Source organism: Flavobacterium caeni (assembly GCF_900101895.1).
GTDB classification, from domain to species: domain Bacteria; phylum Bacteroidota; class Bacteroidia; order Flavobacteriales; family Flavobacteriaceae; genus Flavobacterium; species Flavobacterium caeni.
On the sequence record NZ_FMVF01000006.1, the window covers coordinates 84,594 to 108,584 of the forward strand.

13 protein-coding genes and 1 tRNA gene are annotated in these 23,991 nt (G+C 51.8%); 11 read left to right on the plus strand and 3 right to left on the minus strand.

Features of this window, described 5'->3' with window-relative positions; genetic code table 11:
• The first annotated feature begins 108 nt into the window (after positions 1-108).
• Positions 109-2,955 (plus strand): tail fiber domain-containing protein, encoded by a 2,847-nt coding sequence (locus BLP55_RS07300; protein ID WP_091141686.1) that lies wholly within the window; start codon positions 109-111, stop codon positions 2,953-2,955.
• Here the strand turns inward: BLP55_RS07300 and BLP55_RS07305 are convergent.
• A complete protein-coding gene (locus BLP55_RS07305) occupies positions 2,952-4,904 on the minus strand; it encodes a tetratricopeptide repeat-containing sensor histidine kinase (RefSeq protein WP_091141687.1) in 1,953 nt (650 codons plus the stop codon). The genes BLP55_RS07300 and BLP55_RS07305 overlap by 4 nt on opposite strands.
• Positions 4,901-5,605, minus strand: a complete 705-nt coding sequence (locus tag BLP55_RS07310) for a LytR/AlgR family response regulator transcription factor (RefSeq protein WP_091141688.1) — start codon at positions 5,603-5,605, stop codon at positions 4,901-4,903. Before BLP55_RS07310 ends, BLP55_RS07305 begins: the two co-directional genes overlap by 4 nt.
• Before the next feature lie 147 nt (positions 5,606-5,752).
• On the opposite strand from BLP55_RS07310, the gene BLP55_RS07315 reads away from it, so the two are divergent.
• From BLP55_RS07315 to BLP55_RS07350, 8 genes are all read left to right on the plus strand, one after another.
• A complete protein-coding gene (locus BLP55_RS07315) occupies positions 5,753-8,422 on the plus strand; it encodes a hypothetical protein (protein ID WP_091141689.1) in 2,670 nt (889 codons plus the stop codon).
• 362 nt (positions 8,423-8,784) lie between these two features.
• Positions 8,785-10,779, plus strand: coding sequence for a hypothetical protein (locus tag BLP55_RS07320; protein ID WP_091141690.1), 1,995 nt, complete (start codon positions 8,785-8,787; stop codon positions 10,777-10,779).
• A 32-nt stretch (positions 10,780-10,811) separates the two neighbouring features.
• On the plus strand, positions 10,812-11,972 hold the full coding sequence (locus tag BLP55_RS07325) for a tail fiber domain-containing protein (RefSeq protein ID WP_091141691.1): 1,161 nt from the start codon (positions 10,812-10,814) through the stop codon (positions 11,970-11,972).
• 111 nt (positions 11,973-12,083) lie between these two features.
• Positions 12,084-13,010, plus strand: coding sequence for a DUF58 domain-containing protein (locus BLP55_RS07330; protein ID WP_091141692.1), 927 nt, complete (start codon positions 12,084-12,086; stop codon positions 13,008-13,010).
• An 85-nt stretch (positions 13,011-13,095) separates the two neighbouring features.
• Positions 13,096-13,169 (plus strand) — tRNA-Asp (locus tag BLP55_RS07335).
• A 360-nt stretch (positions 13,170-13,529) separates the two neighbouring features.
• Positions 13,530-15,542 (plus strand): DUF7619 domain-containing protein, encoded by a 2,013-nt coding sequence (locus BLP55_RS07340; RefSeq protein ID WP_091141693.1) that lies wholly within the window; start codon positions 13,530-13,532, stop codon positions 15,540-15,542.
• A 283-nt stretch (positions 15,543-15,825) separates the two neighbouring features.
• On the plus strand, positions 15,826-17,511 hold the full coding sequence (locus BLP55_RS07345) for a sodium/sugar symporter (protein ID WP_091141802.1): 1,686 nt from the start codon (positions 15,826-15,828) through the stop codon (positions 17,509-17,511).
• A 2-nt stretch (positions 17,512-17,513) separates the two neighbouring features.
• Positions 17,514-18,218, plus strand: coding sequence for an NUDIX hydrolase (locus BLP55_RS07350; RefSeq protein WP_091141694.1), 705 nt, complete (start codon positions 17,514-17,516; stop codon positions 18,216-18,218).
• Here BLP55_RS07350 and BLP55_RS07355 read toward each other — a convergent pair whose 3' ends face one another.
• A complete protein-coding gene (locus tag BLP55_RS07355) occupies positions 18,219-18,908 on the minus strand; it encodes an NUDIX hydrolase (protein ID WP_091141695.1) in 690 nt (229 codons plus the stop codon).
• 443 nt (positions 18,909-19,351) lie between these two features.
• On the opposite strand from BLP55_RS07355, the gene BLP55_RS07360 reads away from it, so the two are divergent.
• Together BLP55_RS07360 and BLP55_RS07365 are read left to right on the plus strand one after the other, a co-directional pair.
• Positions 19,352-22,399: a SusC/RagA family TonB-linked outer membrane protein gene (locus BLP55_RS07360; protein WP_091141696.1), complete on the plus strand. Its 3,048-nt coding sequence runs from the start codon at positions 19,352-19,354 to the stop codon at positions 22,397-22,399.
• An 18-nt stretch (positions 22,400-22,417) separates the two neighbouring features.
• A complete protein-coding gene (locus BLP55_RS07365) occupies positions 22,418-23,971 on the plus strand; it encodes a RagB/SusD family nutrient uptake outer membrane protein (protein WP_091141697.1) in 1,554 nt (517 codons plus the stop codon).
• Positions 23,972-23,991: the final 20 nt, after the last annotated feature.

Sequence of the window (23,991 nt, forward strand, 5' to 3'; positions counted from 1 at the left end):
AAAATATATGTGCCGTTTGTCGTTCGTATAAAAAAAACGGCGATGGTATAAATTGGGTTTTTAAACCTGCGACGGCGTCCGAACTTAGCAGTCTAAACCCAAAAAAAGATGAAGACAATACTACAATTTTCGGCCTTGTTTATGTTGTTTTCGGCCTACGCACAGGTAGGGGTGAACACAACAACACCAAACGCCTTGCTCGAAGTAAAGGCGGCCAACGAAGCGACGCCTGCCGCAACCGACGGGCTTATCGTTCCCAGACTTGATGCCTTTCCGGCGACCAATCCGACGGCGAACCAGCAAGGGATGATCATTTATCTGCGGAATACCGTGGGGACCAATCCGCCCGGATTCTATTATTGGGATAACCCAACGGTTTCCTGGCTCGCGCTCACAGGCAAGGCCGATGCCGATTGGTTTGAAGAAGGCGGGACCGTCGCGCCCGACCTGATTGACGATCACGCCTACCGCATGGGTCGCGTAGCCATCGGAAAGAACGTCGCCGAGGCCAAGCTCGATGTTGTGGCCGAAGCCGTTTCGGATACGATTGGCATCAACGCAAGCATAACCGGCGCGGGCGATACGAGCCTCACGGGAAGCCTTTCAAAAATCGACAATTCGGGCACGGGCAACCATTTTGGCTACCAGTCGGTCATCGAAGGTTCGGGAACGGGCTGGCAACGCGGTTTTGACGCCGTCATCAACAGTACAGGAACGGGCGCGCAGTCGGGTTTTTACGCCAGGTTGTACGCCGATGCGCCCACCGAACAAAGAGGATTTGTGGCCTCGATCCAGAACGAAGGAACCGGAATCAAGCGCGGTGCGATATTTCACATTCAAAGCGACGATCCGGCACAACAGTTTGGGTTGGTCAACCGATTGAACGGAAACGGTACGGGGTGGCACTGGGGAACTTGGAACCTCTTAGAAGGAGCGGGTTCAGGTCAGCATACAGGAATGCTTACGCAATTTACGGCGGGCTCAGGACATAACGCAGGCGTTTGGAACGAATTCAGCGGAACGATAGGCGATGGCAACCAGCTCGGGGCCTACAACAGTTATTTTGCAGGCGGCGCGGGTATCATGGCGGGCGCCTACACCGAGATACGGGCCGCCGTAGCGGGCGCCGGACCCCAATACGGCAGCTACCTGAACAACGTGAGCCCGGGTTCGGGGAATCATTTCGGGGCTTACCAATTATTGGGCGGCGCCGGAAACGGGAATCAGTATGGGTCGCAATCGATGTTTTCGAATACGGGCACGGGCTCGCATTTTGGCGCCGAAAATTTTTTCTCGGGCGCTTCGGCAGGGCCCAAGAATGGTGTTCGCAACGATTTTTCGGCGGGCACGGGACACCTGACCGGCATGGCGAATCAATTTGCGGGAACCATCGGCAACGGCAACCAGATGGGCATGTTCAACAATTATTTTGCGGGCGGCAACGGCATCCTCGCGGGTGCTTATACCTGGATCAACGCAAGCGTCGCGGGCACGGGCACACACTACGGGCATTACCTGGCCAACGCAAGTCCGGGTGGCGGTGAACACTACGGAAGCTACCATGAACTTAGCGGCACCGGCGGCGGAATCCAATATGGTGTGCGCAACTACATCAATAACACCGGTGCCGGCAACCATATCGGCGTTGACAATGGGTTGTATGGCGCGGGCGCGGGAACACAATCGGGAACGGTCAATTACATTTCTACGACAGGAACAGGGGCCAACCGCGGAACGCACAATTATTTTGATGCGAGTGGCGGCGGCGAGCACATCGGGACACTAAACCAACTTTTTGGAACGGCTTCTGGCGCGCAGCACGGTGTTTTTAACGAAATCGGAAAAACAGGAAACGGCATGCATACAGGCGTTTTCAATAGGCTGAACGGCACCGGTAGCGGCGGGCATCACGGCATTTATCAAGAGATTTCCGGCTCGGGTACGGGTGTGCAGTATGGTGTAAACAACTTAATTTCAAACACAGGGAATGCCACACACTATGGGATTTCCAATGAACTGACCGGTTCGGGAACAGGAGCGAAGTATGGGCTGCGGAATATATTAAGCGCCTCGGGCGGGAGTCATTCGGGTATTTACAATGAGCTGAGCGGATCTGGCGACGGTATTCGATGGGGCATTAGAAACTATCTTACGAACTCAGGGTCGGGTCTTCATTGGGGTATCATCAACCAGCTTTCCGGGAATGGATCAGGCCAACACATTGGTTTTGACAATAACTTGTCTGGCTCTGGAGATGGACTCCAGTTCGCGATCAGCAACCGAATTTCCAATACCGGATCCGGCACTAGGATAGGCGTTTCCAATGAGTTTACGGGAACAAGTAACGCCACCAGCATAGGCATATCTGTAGAATTAGAAGGGACAGGTAACGGAATAATGAGGGGAAGCAGCCAATCGGTGATGGCGGTCGCGACCGGAACAGGGACCAAGTACGGGCACTACTCGGTCATGTCATCTGCAGCAGGCGGAACACACTACGGGGTTTATTCTACGACAACCAAGGCAGGAAGTTATGCAGGATACTTTTTAGGAGCGGTATATGTTTCGGGAACGTTCACCAATCCGTCCGATAGCAATCTGAAGGAAAACATTACACCTACCCAAAATGTGACCAGCAAACTCATGGCGCTCGAGGTCAAGGATTACAATTTCAAACGCGCGTATGCCGACGAATTCGGGTTCCCGAAAAACCGCCAAACGGGTTTTATCGCACAACAAATGGAAACCGTTTTTCCCGATTTGGTGACCGATGAGAAACTGCAAACCGCCGACGACCAACCCGCTACGGCGAGCAAAGGCGTCAACTACATCGGCATGGTGCCCATCCTGACCAAGGCTTTGCAGGAACAACAGCAAGCCATAGAGGCCTATCAGAAAAAAGTCGAATTGCTCGAAGCCCGGTTGCGGGCGCTCGAAGCCAAAATAAATCCCTAAGCTTCCGACAGCGTAAACGTCGTGCCGCCGGCGTCGGACCGTGCGTCGATTTTCCAACCGATGGCCTGCGTAAAGTCGCGCACCAAATGCAGCCCCAACCCCGATTGCACGCTGCCCACGCCCTGCGGGTCGAACAATTTGTCGAGTTGCTCCTTGGGCATGCCCGGGCCATTGTCGGTAATCGACAGCAACGCGCGGCCGTCCTTTTGCCAGCCGCGCCAAACGATTTGTGCATCGGCTTGGTCTTTTGTCGCCTGGATGGCGTTGGCCGTGAGGTTGCGCACCACGGTTTTGAGGTAATTTTCGTCGGTCACGATATCGAAATCAAGATCGGCTTCAAACAGGAGCGTCTTTTCGGTCACCGTCGAAAAATGTTTCCGCATGGCGTCGAACACCGCCTGGACCCTGAAAGTAGACGGCCGCGGCTCGAAATGCTCCATGTGGTCTTTGGTCCAAAGCAACATGTCTTCCATCGACAACAGCAGGTTTTTGGCCGAAGCCAGCGTGGCCTGCTCGATGCGCTTTTCGGCGGCGGGATCGAGCAACTCTGGGTTTTCTTTCTTGAATTGGATGTAGTGGATGAAACTGTTCACCGGGCTGCGCAAATCGTGGTTCAGGATGCTGAGCAGCCGCGTCTTGACATTGTTCGCGCGGTCGAGATCGGCATTCATCGCATGCAGTTGACGGTTCGTTTCCTTGCGCGCGGCACTTTGGTAATACAGCAATCCACCAATCACGCCCAAAAAAATGACACCCAAGGACAGCGCCCATTTTTGGCGGTGGTTGGCCTCGAGTTGCAGCTTGTTGATCTTGAGTTCCTTGTCGCGCAGTTCGATTGCGCGTTTGTCTTCTATGTTTTTGATGGTTTCGCGGTTGTCGGCATTGAACAACGAATCCTTGTACACGATCGATTGTTCGTAAGACGCCATGGCCGCCCTGTAATCGCCCGAGAGTTTTTGCGCCGCCGTCAAGCTGGTGTAATCGTCATACAGTCCGCGTACGCTCTGCAGGTCTTTGTGCAATTGGATCGACAGGTTCAAATAATGCACCGCGCTGTCGAGCAACACGCCGCCGCTAGAGGTTTGTTTGGCTTGCTCCGTATAAGAATCGCCGATGACGCCGTAGGTGAACGCGCGGTTGACCTTGTCGGACGCATCGGGTTCCAACGCCAACGCGGCCTTGCTGTACCTAATGGCCTTGCCGTAGTCTTCGGTGTCGTAGTACACCAGCGCGATGTCCGACAACAAGCTGGCCTGCGCCACGGGATCGCCAATGTCGCGCCACATCGCCAGGCTGCGTTCAAAATAGACCAGTGCTTTTTCCCAATGCCCCATGGTGTTGTGCGCCGCGCCCAAGTTGCGCAACAAGGCCGCGTTGAACCCGGGATCGGCTATTTTTTGGTCGAGCGCACGGTTGAAAAAGGCGATCGATTTCGGGTAATCCTCCAAGCTGTAATACACCGATGCGATATTGAGCGTCGTCTTGCCGATACCTTCGCGGTCCCTGCGCGCCTCGTCGATCTTGAGCGCGCGGTGGTAAAACGCCAACGCCTTCGAATAATCGCTTTCATAAAAATGACAGTTACCGATGCCTGAGTAGATTTTACTCTGCAGCTTTGGATCCTTTGTTGCGCCGAGCGCCTTGTCAAAATGCAGTATGGCCCTGTCGTATTGGTGTTGGCTGTAGTATTGTGATCCGATCCTGAAATACGACCGCGCGATTCCTTCGTTCCATTGGAGCGATTGCGCCATCCGAAGCGCCTCGAATGCATACCAAAGGCTGCGCGTCGAATCGGTTTGGGCGTGTTGTGTCGAGATTTTGTTGAGCCGCGTGACCTGCGCCGTGTCGGGTGGGGTGTTTTTGAACTGGGTCGTCCACTTTTCGACCGTGGGTTTTTGTGCAAGCAAAAGCGTGTGGACCAACAAAATCAAAAACGGCCAGCTTCTCATGACAACAACTGGCTGAGGTTGTCCTTGTAGTTGCGCCCGATGGGAATGGCGATGCGGTCGGCCAGTTCGATTTCCTGCGCGCTGATTTTTTTGATAAAGTGTTTTTGTACGGCAAAGCCGCGGTGTACGCGCACAAACGACCTGAAGTTGTCGTCCTTGAGCAACATCCCGATATTGAGCAGCACGCGGTGTTTTTTCTCGGGCGTGGCGATCAGCGTGTAATTCTTGAGCGCTTCGAGGTACAACACATCGGTCAGCTTGACCTTGGTTTCGCTGTGGCCTTCCTTGATGAAAATCGCGTCGCCGCCTATCGAGGCTTCAAACAATTCGGCCTTGTTGCGCAGGTCCATGAAATCTTCGATGCGTTTGACGGTTTTGGTGAAGCGGTCAAAGGTCAACGGCTTGACGATGTAATCGAGCGCATCGAGCTCGAAACCTTCGATTGCGTATTCGGTATGCGAGGTGATGAACACACAGGCCGGGATGTCGAGCGCGCGTTTGCGCACTTCGATGCCGTTGTAGTTGGGCATGTCGATGTCGAGGAAAATCACATCCACCTTGTTTTTTTCGATGGCCGAAAGCGCCTCGCGCGACGATTGGTAAGCGCCGATGAGGTTAAAAAACGGAAACCGTTTGACATACGAAACGACGGTCAGATTGTCTATTTCGGTGTCGTCTACGATGATGCAATCCCATTTCATAAATGTGTGTTGTGGAGCAAATTAACAAAAAATTTATCGAAAAAACAGCAGTCTATCCTTTAAAAAAGTCGTTCGTGTATCGGCTGTTTTTTAACCCAAAGTGTTGCCTTTATTTTGCGCCATCAAAAATCAACAACACAACCAACTATGAAGACATTTTTCCTTGCAGCCTTGATTTTATGCGGAACGGCTGCGTTTGCCCAAGTAGGCATCAACACCAGCACACCCAACGCCGCGCTCGACGTGCGTTCGTCCAACCAGGCCGCGCCTTCGAACACCGATGGCTTGATCATTCCCAAAATCGACGCGTTTCCCGCAGTCAATCCTACCGCCGACCAACAAGGCATGATGGTGTACCTGACCACGTCGGCCGCGGGCAAGCGTCCCGGATTTTACTACTGGGACAACAGCGGCGCCATCTGGACACCCGTTTCGGGCGACAAGGGATGGGAAGTGACGGGCAATACGGGCACCACACCCACCGACGATTTTGTCGGCACTACCGACGACCAGCCGCTCGCGTTCCGTACCAACAACACCGAGCACATGCGTATCACCAACACGGGCAGCACCGGGATTGGGACGGCCACGCCGCAATCGAAATTACATGTTGCCAACGGCAGTTCGGGCATGACGCCCAACCCGTTTGCGACGGCTACGCTCGAAGGCGGTGTGAGCGCTTATCTCAACGTCCTTTCTACCGCCGAGACCGGGGTTTTGTTTGGCAGCAGCGGCAACGCGACCAGCGGCGGGATCATTTACAACTCACCGGGGCTACCCAATTCAATGTTGTTCAGGAACAACGGCAACCTCACGCGTATGGTTTTGGGGCCTACCGGAAATTTGGGGTTGGGGAATATTGTTCCGCAGCGTCCGTTGCAGTTCGACAATGTGCTGGGCAACAAAATCGGGTTGTGGGGTAATGGTACCAACCACTACGGCATTGGTGTGCAGGACTATTTGCTGCAATTCTACACCGGTGGTTCGGGCGATGACATCGCGTTTGGCTTTGGGCACAGCGCCGGTTTTTTTGAAAACATGCGCATCAAAGGCAACGGGAATATCGGGATGGGCACGTCGGCGCCGCAGTCAAAATTGCATTTGAGCAAAGGGTCTTCGGGTATGACGCCGAATCCGGGTTCGTCGGTGACTTTGGAAGACGATGCCGAAAATTATTTAAGCTTGTTGTCGGGTGCAGAGTCGGGCATTTTGTTCGGTTCGAATGCGAATTCGACCAACGGTGCCATCGTGTACAACAATCCGGCCGTGACCGACGGCATGATCTTTCGCACCGGCGGAAACATCTCACGTATGATCCTTACGGGTACCGGCGAGGTGAGTGTGGGTAATTTTGTGCCGAATGCCAGGATGCACATCGGCGCGTCGAACCCCGCAGCGCCGGCCAACAACGACGGTATATTGATTCCGCGGATCAGTGCTTTTCCCGCTGTCAACCCCACGGCCGCGCACAACGGCATGATGGTTTATCTGGCTTCAACGGCTGCCGGGAAGCTGCCAGGGTTTTACTACTGGGACAATGTGGCGACGGCCTGGAAAGGCGTGGGCGCGAACTCGGGTTGGAGCATGACCGGGAACGCAGGCACCACACCGGGCACGCATTTCATCGGTACCACCGACGACAAAGACCTGGTCATCAAACGCAACAATGTGCGCATCGGACAATTGGGCGCGAGCAACATCGCCTTGGGCAGCGACGCCTTGGTGAACAATACCGCCAACCACAACAACATCGCCATCGGCGCTAACACACTCGAGGCAGCGGCACCGGGCAACTACAGCGTGGCCATCGGCTTGAACAGTTTGAACAAAAACACGTTTTCGGGCAGTGTCGGCATCGGCAACAACGCGCTCGAAAACAATGTGGGCGGCGAATACAATATCGCCGTCGGGACCAATGCGCTGCGGCTCAATTCGACCGGCAGCTTGAATACGGCCGTGGGCTTCAATGCTTTGTACAACAATGCTACGGGCTGGGCCAATACGGCATTTGGTTCGGCTGCACTCGCGTCGAATCAAGGCGGGATACAGAACGCGGGTTTTGGATACAATGTATTGTACCATAACGAGATCGGCAACCACAATTCTTGCTTTGGCAACGGCGCGATGTACATGAATGTATCGGGCGAACAAAACACGGCCATAGGACACGATGCCTTGCGCGGCAACAACAGCGGCGATTACAACGTGGCCGTCGGGATGAATTCGTATTACACCAACACCACCGGTACGAGCAACACTGCTATCGGGAAAGGCGCCATGTTCTCGCACGAAAGCGGCGACAATAACGTGGCTGTGGGCATGGACGCCATGGTCAGCCAGACTTCGGGTAGCAACAACATCGCCATCGGGAAAGGGGCCAATGTGGCGTCGCTCACGGGCAGCAACCAACTGTCTGTAGGCAATGTGATTTTTGGCTCGGACATGCAAACGGCGGCTGCCGCCAAAATCGGTATCGGCACCAGCGCACCAACGGCGAAGCTCGAGGTCAATGGGTTTACCAAGTTGGGTTCCACCGCGCCGGCCATCAAAACCATGAAACTTACGGGGACCACCAATTCTTCCCAGGGCTCCCAAACCGCAGCCCTCCACGGCATCACCAGTTCGAAGATTTTGAGCGTGAGTGTTTTGGTCGAATACACCTCGGGTGCAAGTGTACCGCCCAACTACGGCGGATCGATAGGGTATGAGTACGACTACTACATATCGTCGACGGCCATTGTCGTATGGACCAAATCGGGTAATTCAGCACAGGTCGTGGGCAAGCCGTTTCGGGTGTTGGTGACGTATGAGGAATAGTCGAATGAAGAATGACGAATGACAAATGACGAAAGTCAAAAGTCGAATGTCGAACGAGGGATCGTTGGCGTTCGACTTTTGGCGTTTTTGGCGAAGTGAAATTTTCTAAAAAAGCGCATTTTTATAAAGCTGTTACAAAATTTCTGTTACAAATATTTTGTAACGAGAATTTTGTAACAAAAAAATGGTGATAAAAATGCGGTGATAAAAAAATCATCACAAAAATTTTATCACAAGAAATCAGGTGTGAAATCGGCCATGCGCGTGTCGGTTGTCGTTCGTATAAAAAAAAGGGCGATGGTATAAATTGGGTTTTTAAAGCTACGGCAGCGTCCGAACTTAGCATCCTAAACCCAAAAAAGATGAAAACCATTCTACAACTAGCGGCGTTGCTTTTGTTGTTTTCGGCCTACGGACAAGTGGGCGTCAACACCACGGCGCCCAATGCCTTGCTCGAGGTCAAGGCGGCCGACGAAGCGACACCGGCTTCGACCGACGGACTCATTATCCCACGTCTGGACACCTTTCCGGCGACCAATCCTACGGCGGCGCAACAGGGCATGATGATTTACCTGAAGAACACCGTCGGGACCAATTCGCCCGGATTTTACTATTGGGACAATCCCACGACCAGCTGGCTCACCGTAACCGGGAAAGCCGATGCCGATTGGTTTGAAGCGGGCGGGACCACCACTCCCGATTTGATCACCGACCATGCGTACCGTATGGGAAGGGTGGGAATCGGAACGGGTTCGCCCAATTATAAACTTGATGTAGTGGCCGACATGTCCGAAGGTATCGCATCGCAAGTGTCGATGATCGGCGCCAGTACTTCATCGGTCGCAGCACAAGCGATCGTGGTGCAAAATGACGGCGGCGGTTCGGCATCGGGATCCAGCTCGTACGTTTCGGGATCGGGTGGCGGTCATTTAAGAGGGTACAGCGCGACAATCACCAACTCGAGCGCGGGGCTGAAAACCGGTTATTCTGTTTCGACAAACGGATCGGGTGCCGGCGAAGAACGCGGTTTTTATGCGTCGCTTATCAGTGGCGGTAGCGGCGACAAATACGGGATGTTGCTGAATGCGACAGGCCAAAGTACGGGTGATCTTTTTGGCGCTTATTCGGTGTTGGACGGTACGGGATCGGGAAACCATTACGGTAGACTGAGTTTGTTTGAAGGAACGGGAGCGGGCGAACGCGCGGGCAACGGGAATACATTTTCAGAAGGGACAGGACAACATTACGGTGCGATCAACATGTTCAATTCGGCCGCATCGGCCAGTCGCGTCGGAACCTATAATGGTTTTCATGCGGGTTCGGCAGGGAATGTATTCGGAGCCTACAACCACATGGACGAAGCGCTAACCAACAATGGCTTGCAGTACGGAATGTACACCCTGAACAACAGCCCCGGCAGCGGAATCCACTACGGCAGCCGCACCATCCTGACCGGCACGGGCGACGGCGAAAAGACCGGCAATTCCACCACGATTTCCAGTACGGGCAATGGCAACCACATTGGCGTCGACCAGCGGTTTAGTGGCACCGGCAGTGGCCAGCACGTAGGGATGTGGTCGCGGTTTACCCACGGCACAGGCGATCACAAAGGACAGTACAACCATTTTACAAATACCGCCGCGAGTCTTTATTCGCTTGGCGTCCACAACGATTTCACGCTAGGCGGGAGCGGTGTCGCAGCAGGGCTTTATACGGAATTTGCATCGTCCAATGTAGGATCAGGCGTGCAATACGGTTCCTATTTGAGCAATTCTGGGGTGGGCACCTGTGTTCACTACGGAAGTTTTTCGCTTTTGAGCGGTAGCGGATCCGGGTTGCAGTACGGCGTTTCGACTACCATCGACAATTCTGGTGGAGGTATCCATTACGGGATGTCGACCACATTATCCGGTGCCGGCATTGGGCAGCAATACGGAAGCTCGACGGTGATTGACAATTCTGGAAACGCCCAGCATTATGGCGATGTCATCCAGTTGAGTGGCGCTGGATCGGGGGCGCATTATGGAAGTTCTGTGGTACTTTCCGGATCAGGAACCGGATTGCAATTTGGCGAAAGCATCAGGGTCAACAATAGCAACGATAATGAGCACTTCGGACAGTATGTGCCGATGACGGGGGAAGGATCGGGGTCGCATGTTGGTACCTACCATCAACTCACTGGCCCAGGAACTGGTTTTCAGTGTGGTACAGATAACCGTATTACAAATTCAGGATTGGGCGAGCACGTAGGTACCAACAACCTGCTTTCGGGGTCGGGTGCGGGCGATCACTACAGCGTCAAAAACCAATTGTCGGGCGCAGGGCCGGGATTCATTATGGCGTATATTCTAACCTGACAGGCACCGGAGGCGGGAACAAGTACGGCGCAATGAACAGGCTTACGGCCACAGCAGGAACATTGTATGGCGTGTACAATGACATCAACGCCACAAGCACGAATATCCGTTATGGCGTGTACAATGATTTTGATGGCGATGGCGGCACACGTACGGGCGTATACAATGGATTCACGGGGGGAGGAACCGGCTCCCAAAATGGTGTATTGAACACGCTGACTGGGTCTTCATCAGGGACACAAACTGGAATCCGAAACGTAGTGGCCAATACGGGTTTAGGAGACCGGTATGGCGTATACACTTCAATGATTGGCGCGAGTAACGGGGAAACCTGGGGTGCAAGAAATACATTGGGCGGCTCCGGATCGGGGATTCACTATGGTGTCCACAATGAACTTACCGGGTCGGGTTCGGGTCATCGCCATGGTGTGTACAACGAGATACGAGGTTCTGGTGATGGAATGCAATACGGAACTCGAAATTTAGTAGCAAATACCGGAAGCGGGTATCGGTATGGCACCGTTAATGAATTGGTTGGCGGCGGTGGCGGAAACGCGTATGGTGTGGCCTGTGATATGGACAGTTCAACCGACGGTTCTATGTACGGAACGTGGTCTGCCTATTCGTCGTCTGCATCAGGAGCCGGAAACAAGTACGGATGCTATGCGAACATATCTAATTTAGCTGGCGGAACACAATACGGGATGTATGCGAATGTGGCAAAGGCAGGAAGCTACGCGGGCTACTTTCTAGGCGCGGTTTATGTTTCAGGAACTTTTACCAATCCTTCAGATGTCAACCTCAAAGAAAACATCACATCAACATCAAGCGTCACCGATAAACTCATGGCGCTCGAAGTGAAAGATTATAATTTCAAGTCGGCGATGTCAGACGAATATGGGTTCCCGCGCGAAAGACAAACCGGTTTTATCGCGCAGCAGATGGAAACCGTGTTCCCGAACCTGGTCAAGGACGAAATCCTGCAACCTGCCGAAGAAGAAAAAGCGGCAACACCCAGCAAAGGTGTGAATTATATTGGGATGGTGCCCATTTTGACCAAGGCGTTGCAGGAACAAAACACCGAAATGCAAAAAGTAAAAGCCGAAAACGAAACTTTGAAGCAACAAGTCCAATCCTACGAACAGCGGTTGCAACGGCTTGAACAAGCCATGGGTTTGGTGGCCAAGGAATAATCGAATATTTTTTTTGGGTCGAAAGGGCTTGGCGGAAACGCCGGGCTTTTTCTTTTTCCGATTTAAGCATTTAGATTTCAAAATGCGTTGCCCATTTGGTATCTTTGGAAGATGAAGATCGAATCGCAAATCGAAAAAATATCGAGTTTCCAACACCTCGAATTGCTCGCCAACCAGGTCGTCGAGGGGTTTATCTCGGGCATGCACAAGAGTCCGTTCCACGGATTTTCGGCCGAGTTCGCCGAGCACAAAACGTACAATTCGGGCGAAAGCACCAAGCACATCGACTGGAAATTGTTTGCCAAGACCGACCGTTTGTACACCAAGCGGTTCGAGGAGGAAACCAATTTGCGTTGCCATTTGATCATCGACAATTCGACGTCGATGCATTACCCGAAGCTCGAAAAGGGCGAGCCGTTTTTTTACAACAAGATCGGTTTTTCGGTGCTCGCGAGCGCGGTGTTGATGAACCTTTTGAAAAAGCAACGCGACGCCGTGGGCATGAGCATCTATTCGGACAGCTACGAATATTATGCGCCCGAAAAGGGCAGCGACCGCCACCACCGTATGTTGCTGAGCAAGCTCGAAGGGCTGCTCGAACGCGACCAGAATCCCAAACAAACCGATACGATCACCTTCCTGCACCAGATTGCCGAGAAAATGCACCGGCGTTCGATGATCATCCTGTTCACCGACATGTTCCAGCGCGGCGACGAGCAGCGGTTGTTCAACGCATTGCAACATCTAAAACACGACAAACACAAAGTGGTGTTGTTCCATGTGGTCGATGCCAAGACCGAAATCGGGTTTGATTTCGACAACGCGCCGCGCAAATTCATCGACCTCGAGACCGGCGAGGAGGTCAATATTTTTGCCGACAACGTCAAACAAACCTACGAAAAAAGCGTCGAGGCCTATTTCAAGAAGCTCGCCCAGACCTGCGCGCAGAACAAGATCAAGTATGTTCCGGTGAATGTGGGCGCCGATTTCGAAAAAATACTGACGACCTACTTGGTTGAAAAGCAGTCTTTTGGTTGAAAGGCTAAAAAAAAGTAAAATATTTTTTATCGAAACGCTTGCGAATCTAAAAATCTGTCCTATATTTGCATCCGCATTACAGCGAGGTTTGGTAGTTCAGTTGGTTAGAATGCCGCCCTGTCACGGCGGAGGTCGCGGGTTCGAGTCCCGTCCAGACCGCAAAAATGTAAAAAAGAAGCACTTTGGAAACAAAGTGCTTTTTTGCCCTAAAAAAGGGGGGTGGTCTCAAATTAATTTTGTAACTTCCCAATAATAAAAAGATACTCAGATGCGTTTCTGACTTATAGAAGAAAAGCATTCACGATAGTTGTGTTGTTTCGAGGCGAAAGCCTCAGGTTTAGTAGTTAGACCAATGAAAAGCTTTCCACTTTTGTGGATAGCTTTTTTGATTTTAGGGCGGTTCCATTTTCATTTTTGGGCGTTTTGGGCTAACGTTTCGCGCTGCAAAGCAATCTCTGCAACAAAGTCATTTTCAGAGGGTTTATTTTGTACCTTGCATGGGAAACAAACAAAACTCCCATGAAGCGATTTTTACTCCTTTTATTTTTATCGGTTGGATTTATCGGACAGGCGCAAAACCAGACACCGCCGCCATTGTGTCCGCAACCGACCAATTTGGTGGTTGCCAATACAAGTTCGAGCGGAGCGACTTTTAGCTGGACTTCAACCCAAGATTCCACCGCATGGGAAATAATCATCTATCCGGCGGGAATGCCTGCGCCTACTGAGGACAGCCAAGGCCAAGGGATTTTCTTCAATTCCACCCTGTTCACGGTCTCGGGATTGATGTGCGGAGCTGCTTATGATTTTTATGTCCGATCGATTTGCACCCAGCCTTGGATGAGCTTTTGGGCGACCACGATCCAATTTTCGACATTGCCATGTTTTGAAGGCGGTGGTGTCGCAGAGGATTTGTTGGGTTGCCCGGAAAACGGACAATTTTGCTACAATTTGCACGAAAACGACGCGCCTATTCTCGGGTCGTTGGATCCGCAATTGTACAACGTCAGCTATTTTGCCAATGCCGAAGATGCGACAATCGAGCAAAATCCACTCGATTCGCCGCTATGTTTGAACGGCAGCAGCGGCTACATCGTCGGGCGGTTGGAGCAGACCCAAACAGGTCTTTTTGCGTTGAACACGTTTTACTTGGGAAGTACCGACGAATGTGCGGCTTTGCGTCTGCGTGCGTTCATCGATTTCAATGGCAACGGAATTTTGGATGCGACCGAAGCGACATCGGCCAATTACCAGATGCTGCAACAAATCGGAGCGTTCAACTATGAAGTCAATGACGATGGCGTGCAACACGTCGTCTCGGGCGCGCAAGGCGAATACCTCTTGTATGACGCCAACACTTCCAACAGCTATGACGTCGATTTTGTCCTGCACCCTGAATATGCGGGCTATTACAACGGGACTGGTTTTGCCGATTTGCAGACCAGCGCTACGGGTGTCGTTACGCATTATTTTCCGATTGCGCCGTCGAATCCGTACACCGACTTGGCCGTGACGCTCACACCAGTTGGCTCGCCACGGCCTGGATTCCAATATACGCAATACATCAACTACCGCAACAACGGCAACCAAACGATTGCATCGGGCAGTTTGGCTTATTTTAAGGATGCCGCTTTGTCTTTTGTTTCGGCTTCGGCGCCGGTTAATTTTACGGCAGACGGTTTTACGTATGATTTTGTCAATTTGGAACCGAACGAGACACGCACGATTGAAGTTGTATTGCTGGTGCCGGTCATTCCGACCGTAACCCTGGGGCAGTTGGCAAGCAGTTCGGTGTCGGGAATTGCGGCGGGTGATGCGATTGCAGACAATGATACGGCAAGGGTCATCCAACCCATCGTTGGCGCGTATGACCCCAACGACAAAATGGAAGCGCACGGCCGCGACATTGTCTTAGACGATTTTTCGTCAGACGATTATTTGTATTACACCATCCGTTTTGAAAACACCGGAACGGCCAGTGCGTATACCGTCAAAATTACCGATACGCTCGATGCCTTGCTCGACGAAACCACCGTGCGCATGGTCGAAACGAGTTTGCCGGGCAGTTTTACAAGAACGGGAAGCGATTTGGTTTGGCTGTTTGACGGCATCGATTTGCCACCGACGGTTGCCGATCCGATTGGTTCCCACGGCTATGTAAAGTTTAAGGTCAAGCCGAAGCCTGGGTTTGCAATCGGGACGGTGATTCCGAACACGGCGTCGATTTATTTCGATTTCAATCCCGCGATCGTGACCAATACGTTCGAGACGCATTTTGTCGCGCCGCTTTCGACGTTGTCGTTTGCCGGTACCGATTGGGTGGTGTATCCGAATCCGGCGCAATCGATGTTGCGTGTTTCAGGGCCCGATCCCATTGCGGTATCGCTGTTCGCCGTGACCGGACAACAACTTTTGTCGTTGCCGCCGGCGCGTGAACACAGCCTTGATGTGTCGCAATGCGCGCCCGGTATTTACCTGTTGCGGGCTTCGGATGGGTCGAAAACAGGCATTCGGAAGGTCGTCATCCGTTAAAAATCAGTTTGATGGGACAATTTAACATTTGGTGATTTCCCTTTAAAATCGGCCAATCCTACAAAGATTCGGTTGTTTTTTTGCCGAATGTATTTTTTTTGTTCAAAAATATTTCAGAAAAATAATTGTCTAATTAACAAATAATAATATATTTGGCTCGACAATAGATGCTTTTCGCAACACAACAAGAAAATTGGAGCACTTCGTCCGAAGCCATCCAATTTTTTTTGGAACCAATTCGAAATCGATTGCGCATCGCCTTAACCAACAAACTGTTAACACCATGAATCACCAACTTACTTTTGCCGATTATGCGGTTTTCCTGATTTACTTTGTCGTCGTGGCCTGGTATGGCTACAGCGTGTACCGCAAACGCAAAAAGAACGAGCACGACGCCAAGGCTTACTTTTTGGCCGAAGGGACGCTTACATGGTGGGCCATCGGGGCGTCTTTGATCGCGTCGAACATTTCGGCCGAGCAATTCATCGGCATGAGCGGCGAAGGCTTTTTCCTTGGAATCGCCGTCGCGGCCTATGAATGGATCGCGGCCATCGCGCTGATCATCGTCGCGGTGTGGTTCATTCCGGTGTATCTCAAGAACAACATTTATACGATGCCGCAGTTCCTGACGCAGCGTTACAACGATTCGACGGCGCTCATTATGGCGGTGTTCTGGTTGTTTTTGTATGTGTTCGTCAACCTGACTTCGATTTTGTATTTGGGTGCCGTGGCCATTAACGGGCTTGTGGGCGGTGAATATTTGCATGTCATCATGGTGGGATTGGCCCTGTTCGCCTTGTTCATTTCGCTGGGCGGGATGAAGGTTGTGGCCTATACCGATGTGATCCAGGTGGCCGTACTCATCATCGGCGGATTGGTCACTTCGTACATCGCCTTGACGACGGTTGCCGAATATTTCGGGCACGGTTCCGATGCCTGGGCTGGTTTTGCCACGCTCATGAAAGAAGCGCCCGAACATTTCCACATGATGATCCCAAAACCAACGGCCGCGTCGTCGCAAACCGACATCGACAAATACCTGACGTTCCCGGGCATGCTGTCTTATGTGGCGGGCATTTGGATCATCAACCTCAATTATTGGGGCTGTAACCAATACATCACCCAGCGCGCGTTGGGTGCCGATCTGCAAACCGCGCGTACCGGTATCCTCTTTGCGGGCTTCCTCAAATTGCTGATGCCGCTCATCGTGATGCTGCCGGGTATCGCCGCCTTCGTATTGTACCAGAACGGGCAGTTGCCGCAATTGGTAGGCGGTAAAGACGGCGCGTATTCTGCCGTACTCGCGTTCCTCCCAACGGGACTCAAAGGACTCTCGGTGGCTGCGCTTACGGCCGCCATCGTGGCATCGCTTGCGGGCAAGGTCAACAGTATCTCGACCATTTATACGCTCGACATCCACAAAAAATACATCCACAAAGACGCCGACGAACGCAAACAGGTAAACATTGGACGCATCGCCGTATTCGCTTCGATCTTGCTCGCGGTATTGTTCACCTGGAACGACGTGCTGGGCATTGGCGGCGTAGGCGGATTCACCTACATCCAAAAATATACTGGCTTTATCAGTCCTGGGGTTTTCGCGATGTTCCTGCTCGGGATGTTCTGGAAACGCACCACAGGAACGGCTGCAATCGTTGGTTTGTTGACGGGCTTTTTGCTGTCGGTGTTCTTCAACGAAATGGCGCCGGCCGTATTGGGTAGCGAAACCTTGTTGTACACGGCGTATCCGAACGGAAAAGGCGGATTCGAGATCCCGTTCCACATTTGTATGGGACTGGCGTTCTTCCTGACGATGGCCGTCATGATCCTCGTGAGTTTGGCCGGACCAAAAGTAAACCCTAAGGCTTTCGAACTCGACAAAGACATGTTCAAGGTCAAGCCGCAAACGATGGTACTCATTGTCGTGACGCTTTTGATCATCGCGGCGTTGTATGTTAAATTCTGGTAAGTATGAAGCGTTATTCGCATGAAAACAGGTTCTCGTTTGCCGTCGACTGTATCATTTTCGGGTACGACGGCGAAGACCTCAAGCTGCTCGTGATCGAACGCGGTATCGAACCGTTGCGCGGGCACTGGAGCCTTGTGGGCGGGTTCATCGGCGCGCACGAAAGCGCCGACGATGCGGCCACGCGTGTACTCAAGGACCTGACGGGGCTCGACGGTATTTATATGGAACAGCTGTATGCGTTTAGTGAAGTCGAGCGTGATTCGGTAGAACGGACGATATCGGTGGCTTATTTTGCGCTGATCGACATCCAGAAATACACGGCGCAACTCAGCGAGGATTATCACCCGGCCTGGTTCCCGATCAACGATTTGCCCGGATTGATTTTCGACCACGACGACATCGTAGAATTGGCCAAGGAAAAATTGCGCTACAAGGCCGCGTTGCATCCGTTGTTGTTCGAACTTTTGCCGCAAAAATTCACCATGCCGCAGCTACAGCGGTTGTACGAAGCGGTATACGACACCGAGTTCGACAAAGGGAATTTCAACCGAAAAATGTTGTCGACCCATTTGTTGCTCAAACTCAAGGACAAAGACAAAGGATCCTCTAAAAAGGGCGCGTTCTATTATGCGCTCGACCAGGAGCGGTACAGCCAGGGATTCAAGAGTTTTTTGAATTTTGTGTCGAGCCAGAACGCGAACAAATAACTACAAGTTCAGCGCGAAAGTCCCTTCCATTTTTTGTTCGTACTTTTCTTGGTCGAACTGGAACAGGTAGGAGCCTTTTCTTGACGACTCCATATCTTTTTCGTCCAATTTGACCAGGATGTCGAGCGAATTGATCTTGCTGATGAAGTTGCGTTTGTCGAGTTCCTTGTCAAACAGCGCCTCGTATAACTTGAGGAGTTGGCGCATCGTAAATTTTTCGGGCAACAGTTCAAAACCCACCGGCTTGGTCGAGGCACGGTAACGCAAACGGCGCATCGCGTGTTGTACCATGCGGTCGTGGTCGAAAATCAACGAAGGCGCCTCGGATACAGGAAACCATTGTGCGTTGTAGTTGGCGATGAGCTCGCGGTTGTGGTCTTCGATATTGATCAGCGCATAATAGGCCATCGAAATGGTACGCTCCACAGGATCGCGGTCGATCTCGCTAAAGGCATACAACTGCTCCATGTAAATGTCGTGCAATCCGGTGTAGTGGTTGAGCACGCGCGCCGCCGATTCGTCGAGGCTCTCGTCTTTTTTGAGGAATCCGCCAATGAGCGACCATCGGCCTTTTTCGGGTTCGAAATCGCGCTGGATGAGCAAGATTTTGAGTTTCTCGTCGTCGAATCCAAAGATGATACAATCCAAGGCGAGCAATACCTTATCGGCTTCCTGGTAACTGTTGAGCATGGGTACTTTATTGATGGTACAAAGCTAACAAATTCCGTTAGAAATGTAAAAGTTACATCAATAAAACCGATTGGCGTCGTTATGTGGAACGTAAATAGAAAAATTAGTAAGATAATACACTATAAAAAACGTTTTCGAAGCACAATTTTTAGGAAATCGCCCCTGTTATTTTGATTTTTTATTAACAATTTGATTGCGAATGTTCAAGTCGAACGTGAACGTTTGAAATGATTGTATATGGCTGAAAATAAAATAGTTAAAATTAGCGAAATCGTTTTTTTAGCCTAAAAACCTACTGGCGAATGTATAATTTATTGGGACATTTATTATTGGATTCATTTTTTTTACAAATAAAAATTGTCAATGTGACTTTTTTTTACATACATTTACAAATGTGAAATAAACACTTATAACTAGCTAATTCTTTAAACCAAACAATTTGTATGATGAAAAACAAACGATTACTGACCAATTTCCGCAACGGAACGTGCAGTAAGACAGCGCTCTCGCTGTTCATGCTGTGCTTTTGCTGGTTCTCGGGCATTGCCCAAACGGTCAAAGGAACCGTCACCTCAGACAAAGACAAGCTTTCGCTGCCGGGCGTTACTGTTACGGTCAAGGGCGCGAACCAGGGTGTCGTCACCGATTTCGACGGAAATTACGCCATCCAGGCGGCATCAGATGCCACATTGGTATTTTCGTACCTCGGGTTCGAAACCCAGGAAGTCAAAGTGGGTGGACGTACCCAAATTTCAGTGTCCCTGAAAGAGGCGACCAATTCCCTGGAAGAAGTGGTGGTCATTGGCTACGGCACGCAACGCAAAGCCGATTTGACCAGCGCCATCAGCGTGGTCGACGTATCCGAAGCCAAAAAAACGGTTACCTATGATGTAGCCAAAATGCTCCAGGGCGCCGCGCCGGGCGTAACCGTACAGTCATCGGGTGAGCCGGGCAGCTTTGTGAATATCAAGATCCGCGGGGTGACTTCGTTTGCGAACAACAATCCGTTGTTTGTCGTAGACGGTATGATCATCGATTCGCCGTTCGACTTTGCGCCGGGCGACATCGAAAGCATACAGGTCTTGAAAGACGCGTCATCTGCGGCCATTTATGGTGTACGCGGTGCGAACGGCGTTGTGATCATCACCACCAAAAAAGGCAAACAAGGCCGAATCAACATCGGATTCAAGAGCATGTACGGCATCCAGCAAGTCGCCAAAAAATGGGACGTCATGGACCGTTTGGGCTACCAACAAGTGGTGCGTCAGGCCGAATTGAACCGCAACATGCCGGGCGAGCCTGTGGCCACGGGCAACTATCCAGACGATCCTGCCTACATCAACAACGTAGATACCGACTGGCAGGACGAAGGTTTCCGTACGGGAACGATCGAGAACAACTCGGTCACGTTTTCGGGCGGTACCGATGCGCTTACCTATAGCTTTAACCTCGATCATTTTAACAACGAGAGTTACATCGAAGCCACGCCTGCTTACAAAAGGTTGGCCACTACGTTGAACGTAACCGGAACCAAAGGCCGTTTCAAATACGGAGGAAAACTCGGTTACACCCAAAGCGACAAGGCTGCGTTCAGCGAATACCTGGCCGGTGCTACGCCAATGAGCGAAATGATTCTGGCCATCCCGACCATGCCGGTACACGATCCGAACCGTTTGGGCGGTTACGGCGGACCTGACCAGATCACGCAACGCGCGATTTCGCTCAACGTCATCGGGTACAACAACCTGAACAAGAATGCACAACAACGCAACCGTTTTATAGGGAATGTTTGGGGTGAACTTGAAATCCTCAAAGGATTGAAATACAAAATCAACATCAGTGCCGACCGCACCGACTGGACCACCGAAACCTTTATCCCGCCAAGCGATTTGGGTTGGTACCACATTACGCTGAACGAAGAAGCTACGGCTTTCGTAGAACGCGGCGATGCGATGCGTACGTTGCTCGAGAATACGTTGTCGTACAACCTCGATGTCAAGCGCCACCATGTGGATGCGCTCGTGGGGATCATCCAACAGCGCGACGCATTGGGTAGATTGAGTGCACGTGGCACGGGCTATGAGCCTACCACCATCGGGCAAGTGCAGAATGGGTTCGTCGACAATTCTTCGAGCGAATACCACAACACGGCGACCAACTTGTCTTACATCAGCCGTTTGAACTACTCGTTCGACGACCGTTACCTGTTGCAGGTCAACTTCAGACAAGACCGTACATCGTTCTTTAGGGAAGAATTGAACACCGGTGATTTCTTCTCCTTCTCGGCAGGTTGGAAACTCAGCAGCGAGAAGTGGCTCAAATTGCCTGAATCGATCAACCACCTGAAGTTGCGAGGCGGCTACGGAGAACTCGGCAACAATACCGTAGGTGTTTACGCATATACGTCTACAACAAACCCTTATGCAGCCTATGTGTTCGGCGAAGTTTATGCGCCTGGAACCACCGTGGTTACCTTGCGGGATCCCGACCTGAAATGGGAGACCACCAAATCGACCAACGTGGGTCTCGACTTGGGTATGTTCAACAACAAATTGCAATTCTCGGGCGACTATTTCGTCAAGAAAACCGACGACTTGCTCTTGGCCTTGCCGTTGCCTTATTCGGCGGGAACTTTCCCGGCCACCATCCAGACCAATACGGCGGCCATCGAGAACACCGGGGTCGAACTTTCCCTGACCTACAGCAACCAGGACAAGCCTTTCAAATACAGCGTTTCGGCCAACTTTGGTACGTTGCGCAACGAGGTAACCAAGATTGGCGGTAACAACGATCCGATCGATGCCGGTGCCGCTTCGCGCACACAAGTAGGCCGCTCGGTAGGGGAACTCTATACCTACGAAGTAGTGGGTATTTTCCAAAATGCCGACGATGTGGCCAACTCGCCAACGCAAACCAATGCTGCACCGGGCGATTTGAAATTCCGCGACACCAACGGCGACGGTATCGTCAATGCCGACGACCGTACATTCCAAGGCGTTACGATTCCTAAGTACAGCTACGGACTCAACTTCAACAGTGAATACAAAGGATTCGATTTCTCGTTCATGTGGCAGGGCGCCGGCGGGCACAAAGTCTTGAACACGGTCTACCAAAAATTGATGGGTGGCCAATACCAAAACGGCCACGTCGACATGCTCAACTACTGGACGCCAGAAAACCCGAACACCAACGTGCCAAGACCGGTCATTGGTGACCCGAACGGCAACGCACGTGCCTCTTCCCGTTTCATCGAGCGCGGCGACTATGTACGCTTGCAGAACGTCAACCTGGGCTATACGTTGCCGCTTGGCGAAAACAAATACGTACAACGCGTAAGACTTTATGTAACAGGGCAAAACCTCGTGACGATTTCCAAGTACAAAGGGTACGATCCGGATTTCTTGAACGACGGATTGTTGGTACGTGGCGAAGATCCGGGTTCATTCCCGAACCCGCGTATGTATGCCATGGGATTGGAAGTTGATTTTTAATTCGAAAAAGTTTTTAAAATGAAAAAGATACATTTAAAATTTTGGGCAGTTTGCGTGGCTTTGTCGACGATGACCGCCTGCGTTACCGACGACGATTTGATCCAGAACGATCCGAACGTCGACACCAACGCCAACTTCTGGCAAACCGGAGACGATGCCATCAAAGGACTCAATGCCGCTTATGCCGCATTGCTCCAGGACGGGACCTACATGCGTTGTTCTCCGTTGCTTTTGGATGTGAAGGGCGATGATTCTATGTCGAACAGCCCTTGGGGTGCCATGTACAACGTGGGTCGCTTCAACTCGAACCCGACCGATCCGGCGATTTACGGATGGGCGTTCGAGACCTACTACATCGGGATCAACCGTTGCAACCAGGTTTTGAACAACGTGCCAACCATTGTGATGGACGAGGGCCTCAAGGCGCGTGTACTCGGACAAGCTTATTTCTTGCGCGGATTGTATGAATTCCACGCGGTGAACCTGTTCAAGAATGTACCGTTGCCTACCAGCGCTACCGAATTTTACCATCCGCAGGCGAGCCAAGCCGAAGGATGGGATCGCGTCATTGCCGATTTTGCCGCCGCGGCCGATTTGTTGCCGGTATCGTACGACGGCGTCAGCGGACCCGATGCAGGCCAGCCAGGCCGTGCGACCAAGGGTGCAGCTTTGGGTTATTTGGGCAAAGCGTATTTGTTCAACCACCGTTTTGCCGAAGCGCGCGACACCTTTTTGAGCGTAATCAACCTGGGCGTTTATTCGCTCATGCCAAACTACCGCGACAACTTTACCGACACCAACGAGAACAACGCCGAGTCGTTGTTCGAAGTGCAGTTCAGCCGCGCCGTTGGTGGTGGTGATTTGGGTTGGGGCGGATTCCCGATCGCGTCTTGGAGTAAGACGTCGGCACGTGCCATTACTTACGCGCCACGTATTTTTGGATGGACAGACGTTCAACCAACCCAAGCGTTGTTCGATGAATTCCACCAGGAAACTACCGTAGGCGGGGAACTCGATCCACGTTTGCGTGCGACCATGTTCTACAACTATCCGGGCTGTACATTGTACAACCAAGATTTCGCGACGATTTATGCAGGCAGCAACGATCTTTTTGCGTTGTTCTGCCGCAAATACCAAAACTCCGACGGACAGTACGCCAACGAAATGGACTGGCGTTCGGGCATCAACGAGCGTTTGCTGCGCTATGCCGACATCCTGTTGATGTATGCCGAAACGTTGAACGAAACAGGCAACACCGCCGGCGCTTACCAATACATCCAAATGGTGCGCGACCGCGTCAACCTGCCTAATCTGAACAGCGTTCAGCCGGGCATGAGTCAGGCGCAAATGCGCGAGCAAATCGGGCATGAGCGTTTCCTCGAGTTCGCGCTCGAAGGCCACCGTTTTGACGACATCCGTCGTTGGGGTTGGTTGGAAGATCCGGCCAAGTTGGCATGGCTCAAGTCGCGCGACGGCGAGTTCAACAGCTATGCGGCGGGACGCGAGTATTTCCCGATCCCGCAGCTCGAGATGGACAACAACCCGGGCATGATCCAAAACCCAAGTTATTGATATTATTTGAGTTAGTTTGA

Excerpts from the sequence above, each read along its gene's own strand:
- BLP55_RS07320 (WP_091141690.1), top strand. The coding sequence starts at position 8,785 with ATGAAAACCATTCTACAACTAGCGGCGTTGCTTTTGTTGTTTTCGGCC.
- BLP55_RS07310 (WP_091141688.1), bottom strand. The coding sequence starts at position 5,605 with ATGAAATGGGATTGCATCATCGTAGACGACACCGAAATAGACAATCTG.
- BLP55_RS07300 (WP_091141686.1), top strand. The coding sequence starts at position 109 with ATGAAGACAATACTACAATTTTCGGCCTTGTTTATGTTGTTTTCGGCC.
- BLP55_RS07360 (WP_091141696.1), top strand. The coding sequence starts at position 19,352 with ATGATGAAAAACAAACGATTACTGACCAATTTCCGCAACGGAACGTGC.
- BLP55_RS07365 (WP_091141697.1), top strand. The coding sequence starts at position 22,418 with ATGAAAAAGATACATTTAAAATTTTGGGCAGTTTGCGTGGCTTTGTCG.
- BLP55_RS07315 (WP_091141689.1), top strand. The coding sequence starts at position 5,753 with ATGAAGACATTTTTCCTTGCAGCCTTGATTTTATGCGGAACGGCTGCG.
- BLP55_RS07355 (WP_091141695.1), bottom strand. The coding sequence starts at position 18,908 with ATGCTCAACAGTTACCAGGAAGCCGATAAGGTATTGCTCGCCTTGGAT.
- BLP55_RS07305 (WP_091141687.1), bottom strand. The coding sequence starts at position 4,904 with ATGAGAAGCTGGCCGTTTTTGATTTTGTTGGTCCACACGCTTTTGCTT.
- BLP55_RS07345 (WP_091141802.1), top strand. The coding sequence starts at position 15,826 with ATGAATCACCAACTTACTTTTGCCGATTATGCGGTTTTCCTGATTTAC.
- BLP55_RS07350 (WP_091141694.1), top strand. The coding sequence starts at position 17,514 with ATGAAGCGTTATTCGCATGAAAACAGGTTCTCGTTTGCCGTCGACTGT.
- BLP55_RS07340 (WP_091141693.1), top strand. The coding sequence starts at position 13,530 with ATGAAGCGATTTTTACTCCTTTTATTTTTATCGGTTGGATTTATCGGA.
- BLP55_RS07325 (WP_091141691.1), top strand. The coding sequence starts at position 10,812 with ATGAACAGGCTTACGGCCACAGCAGGAACATTGTATGGCGTGTACAAT.
- BLP55_RS07330 (WP_091141692.1), top strand. The coding sequence starts at position 12,084 with ATGAAGATCGAATCGCAAATCGAAAAAATATCGAGTTTCCAACACCTC.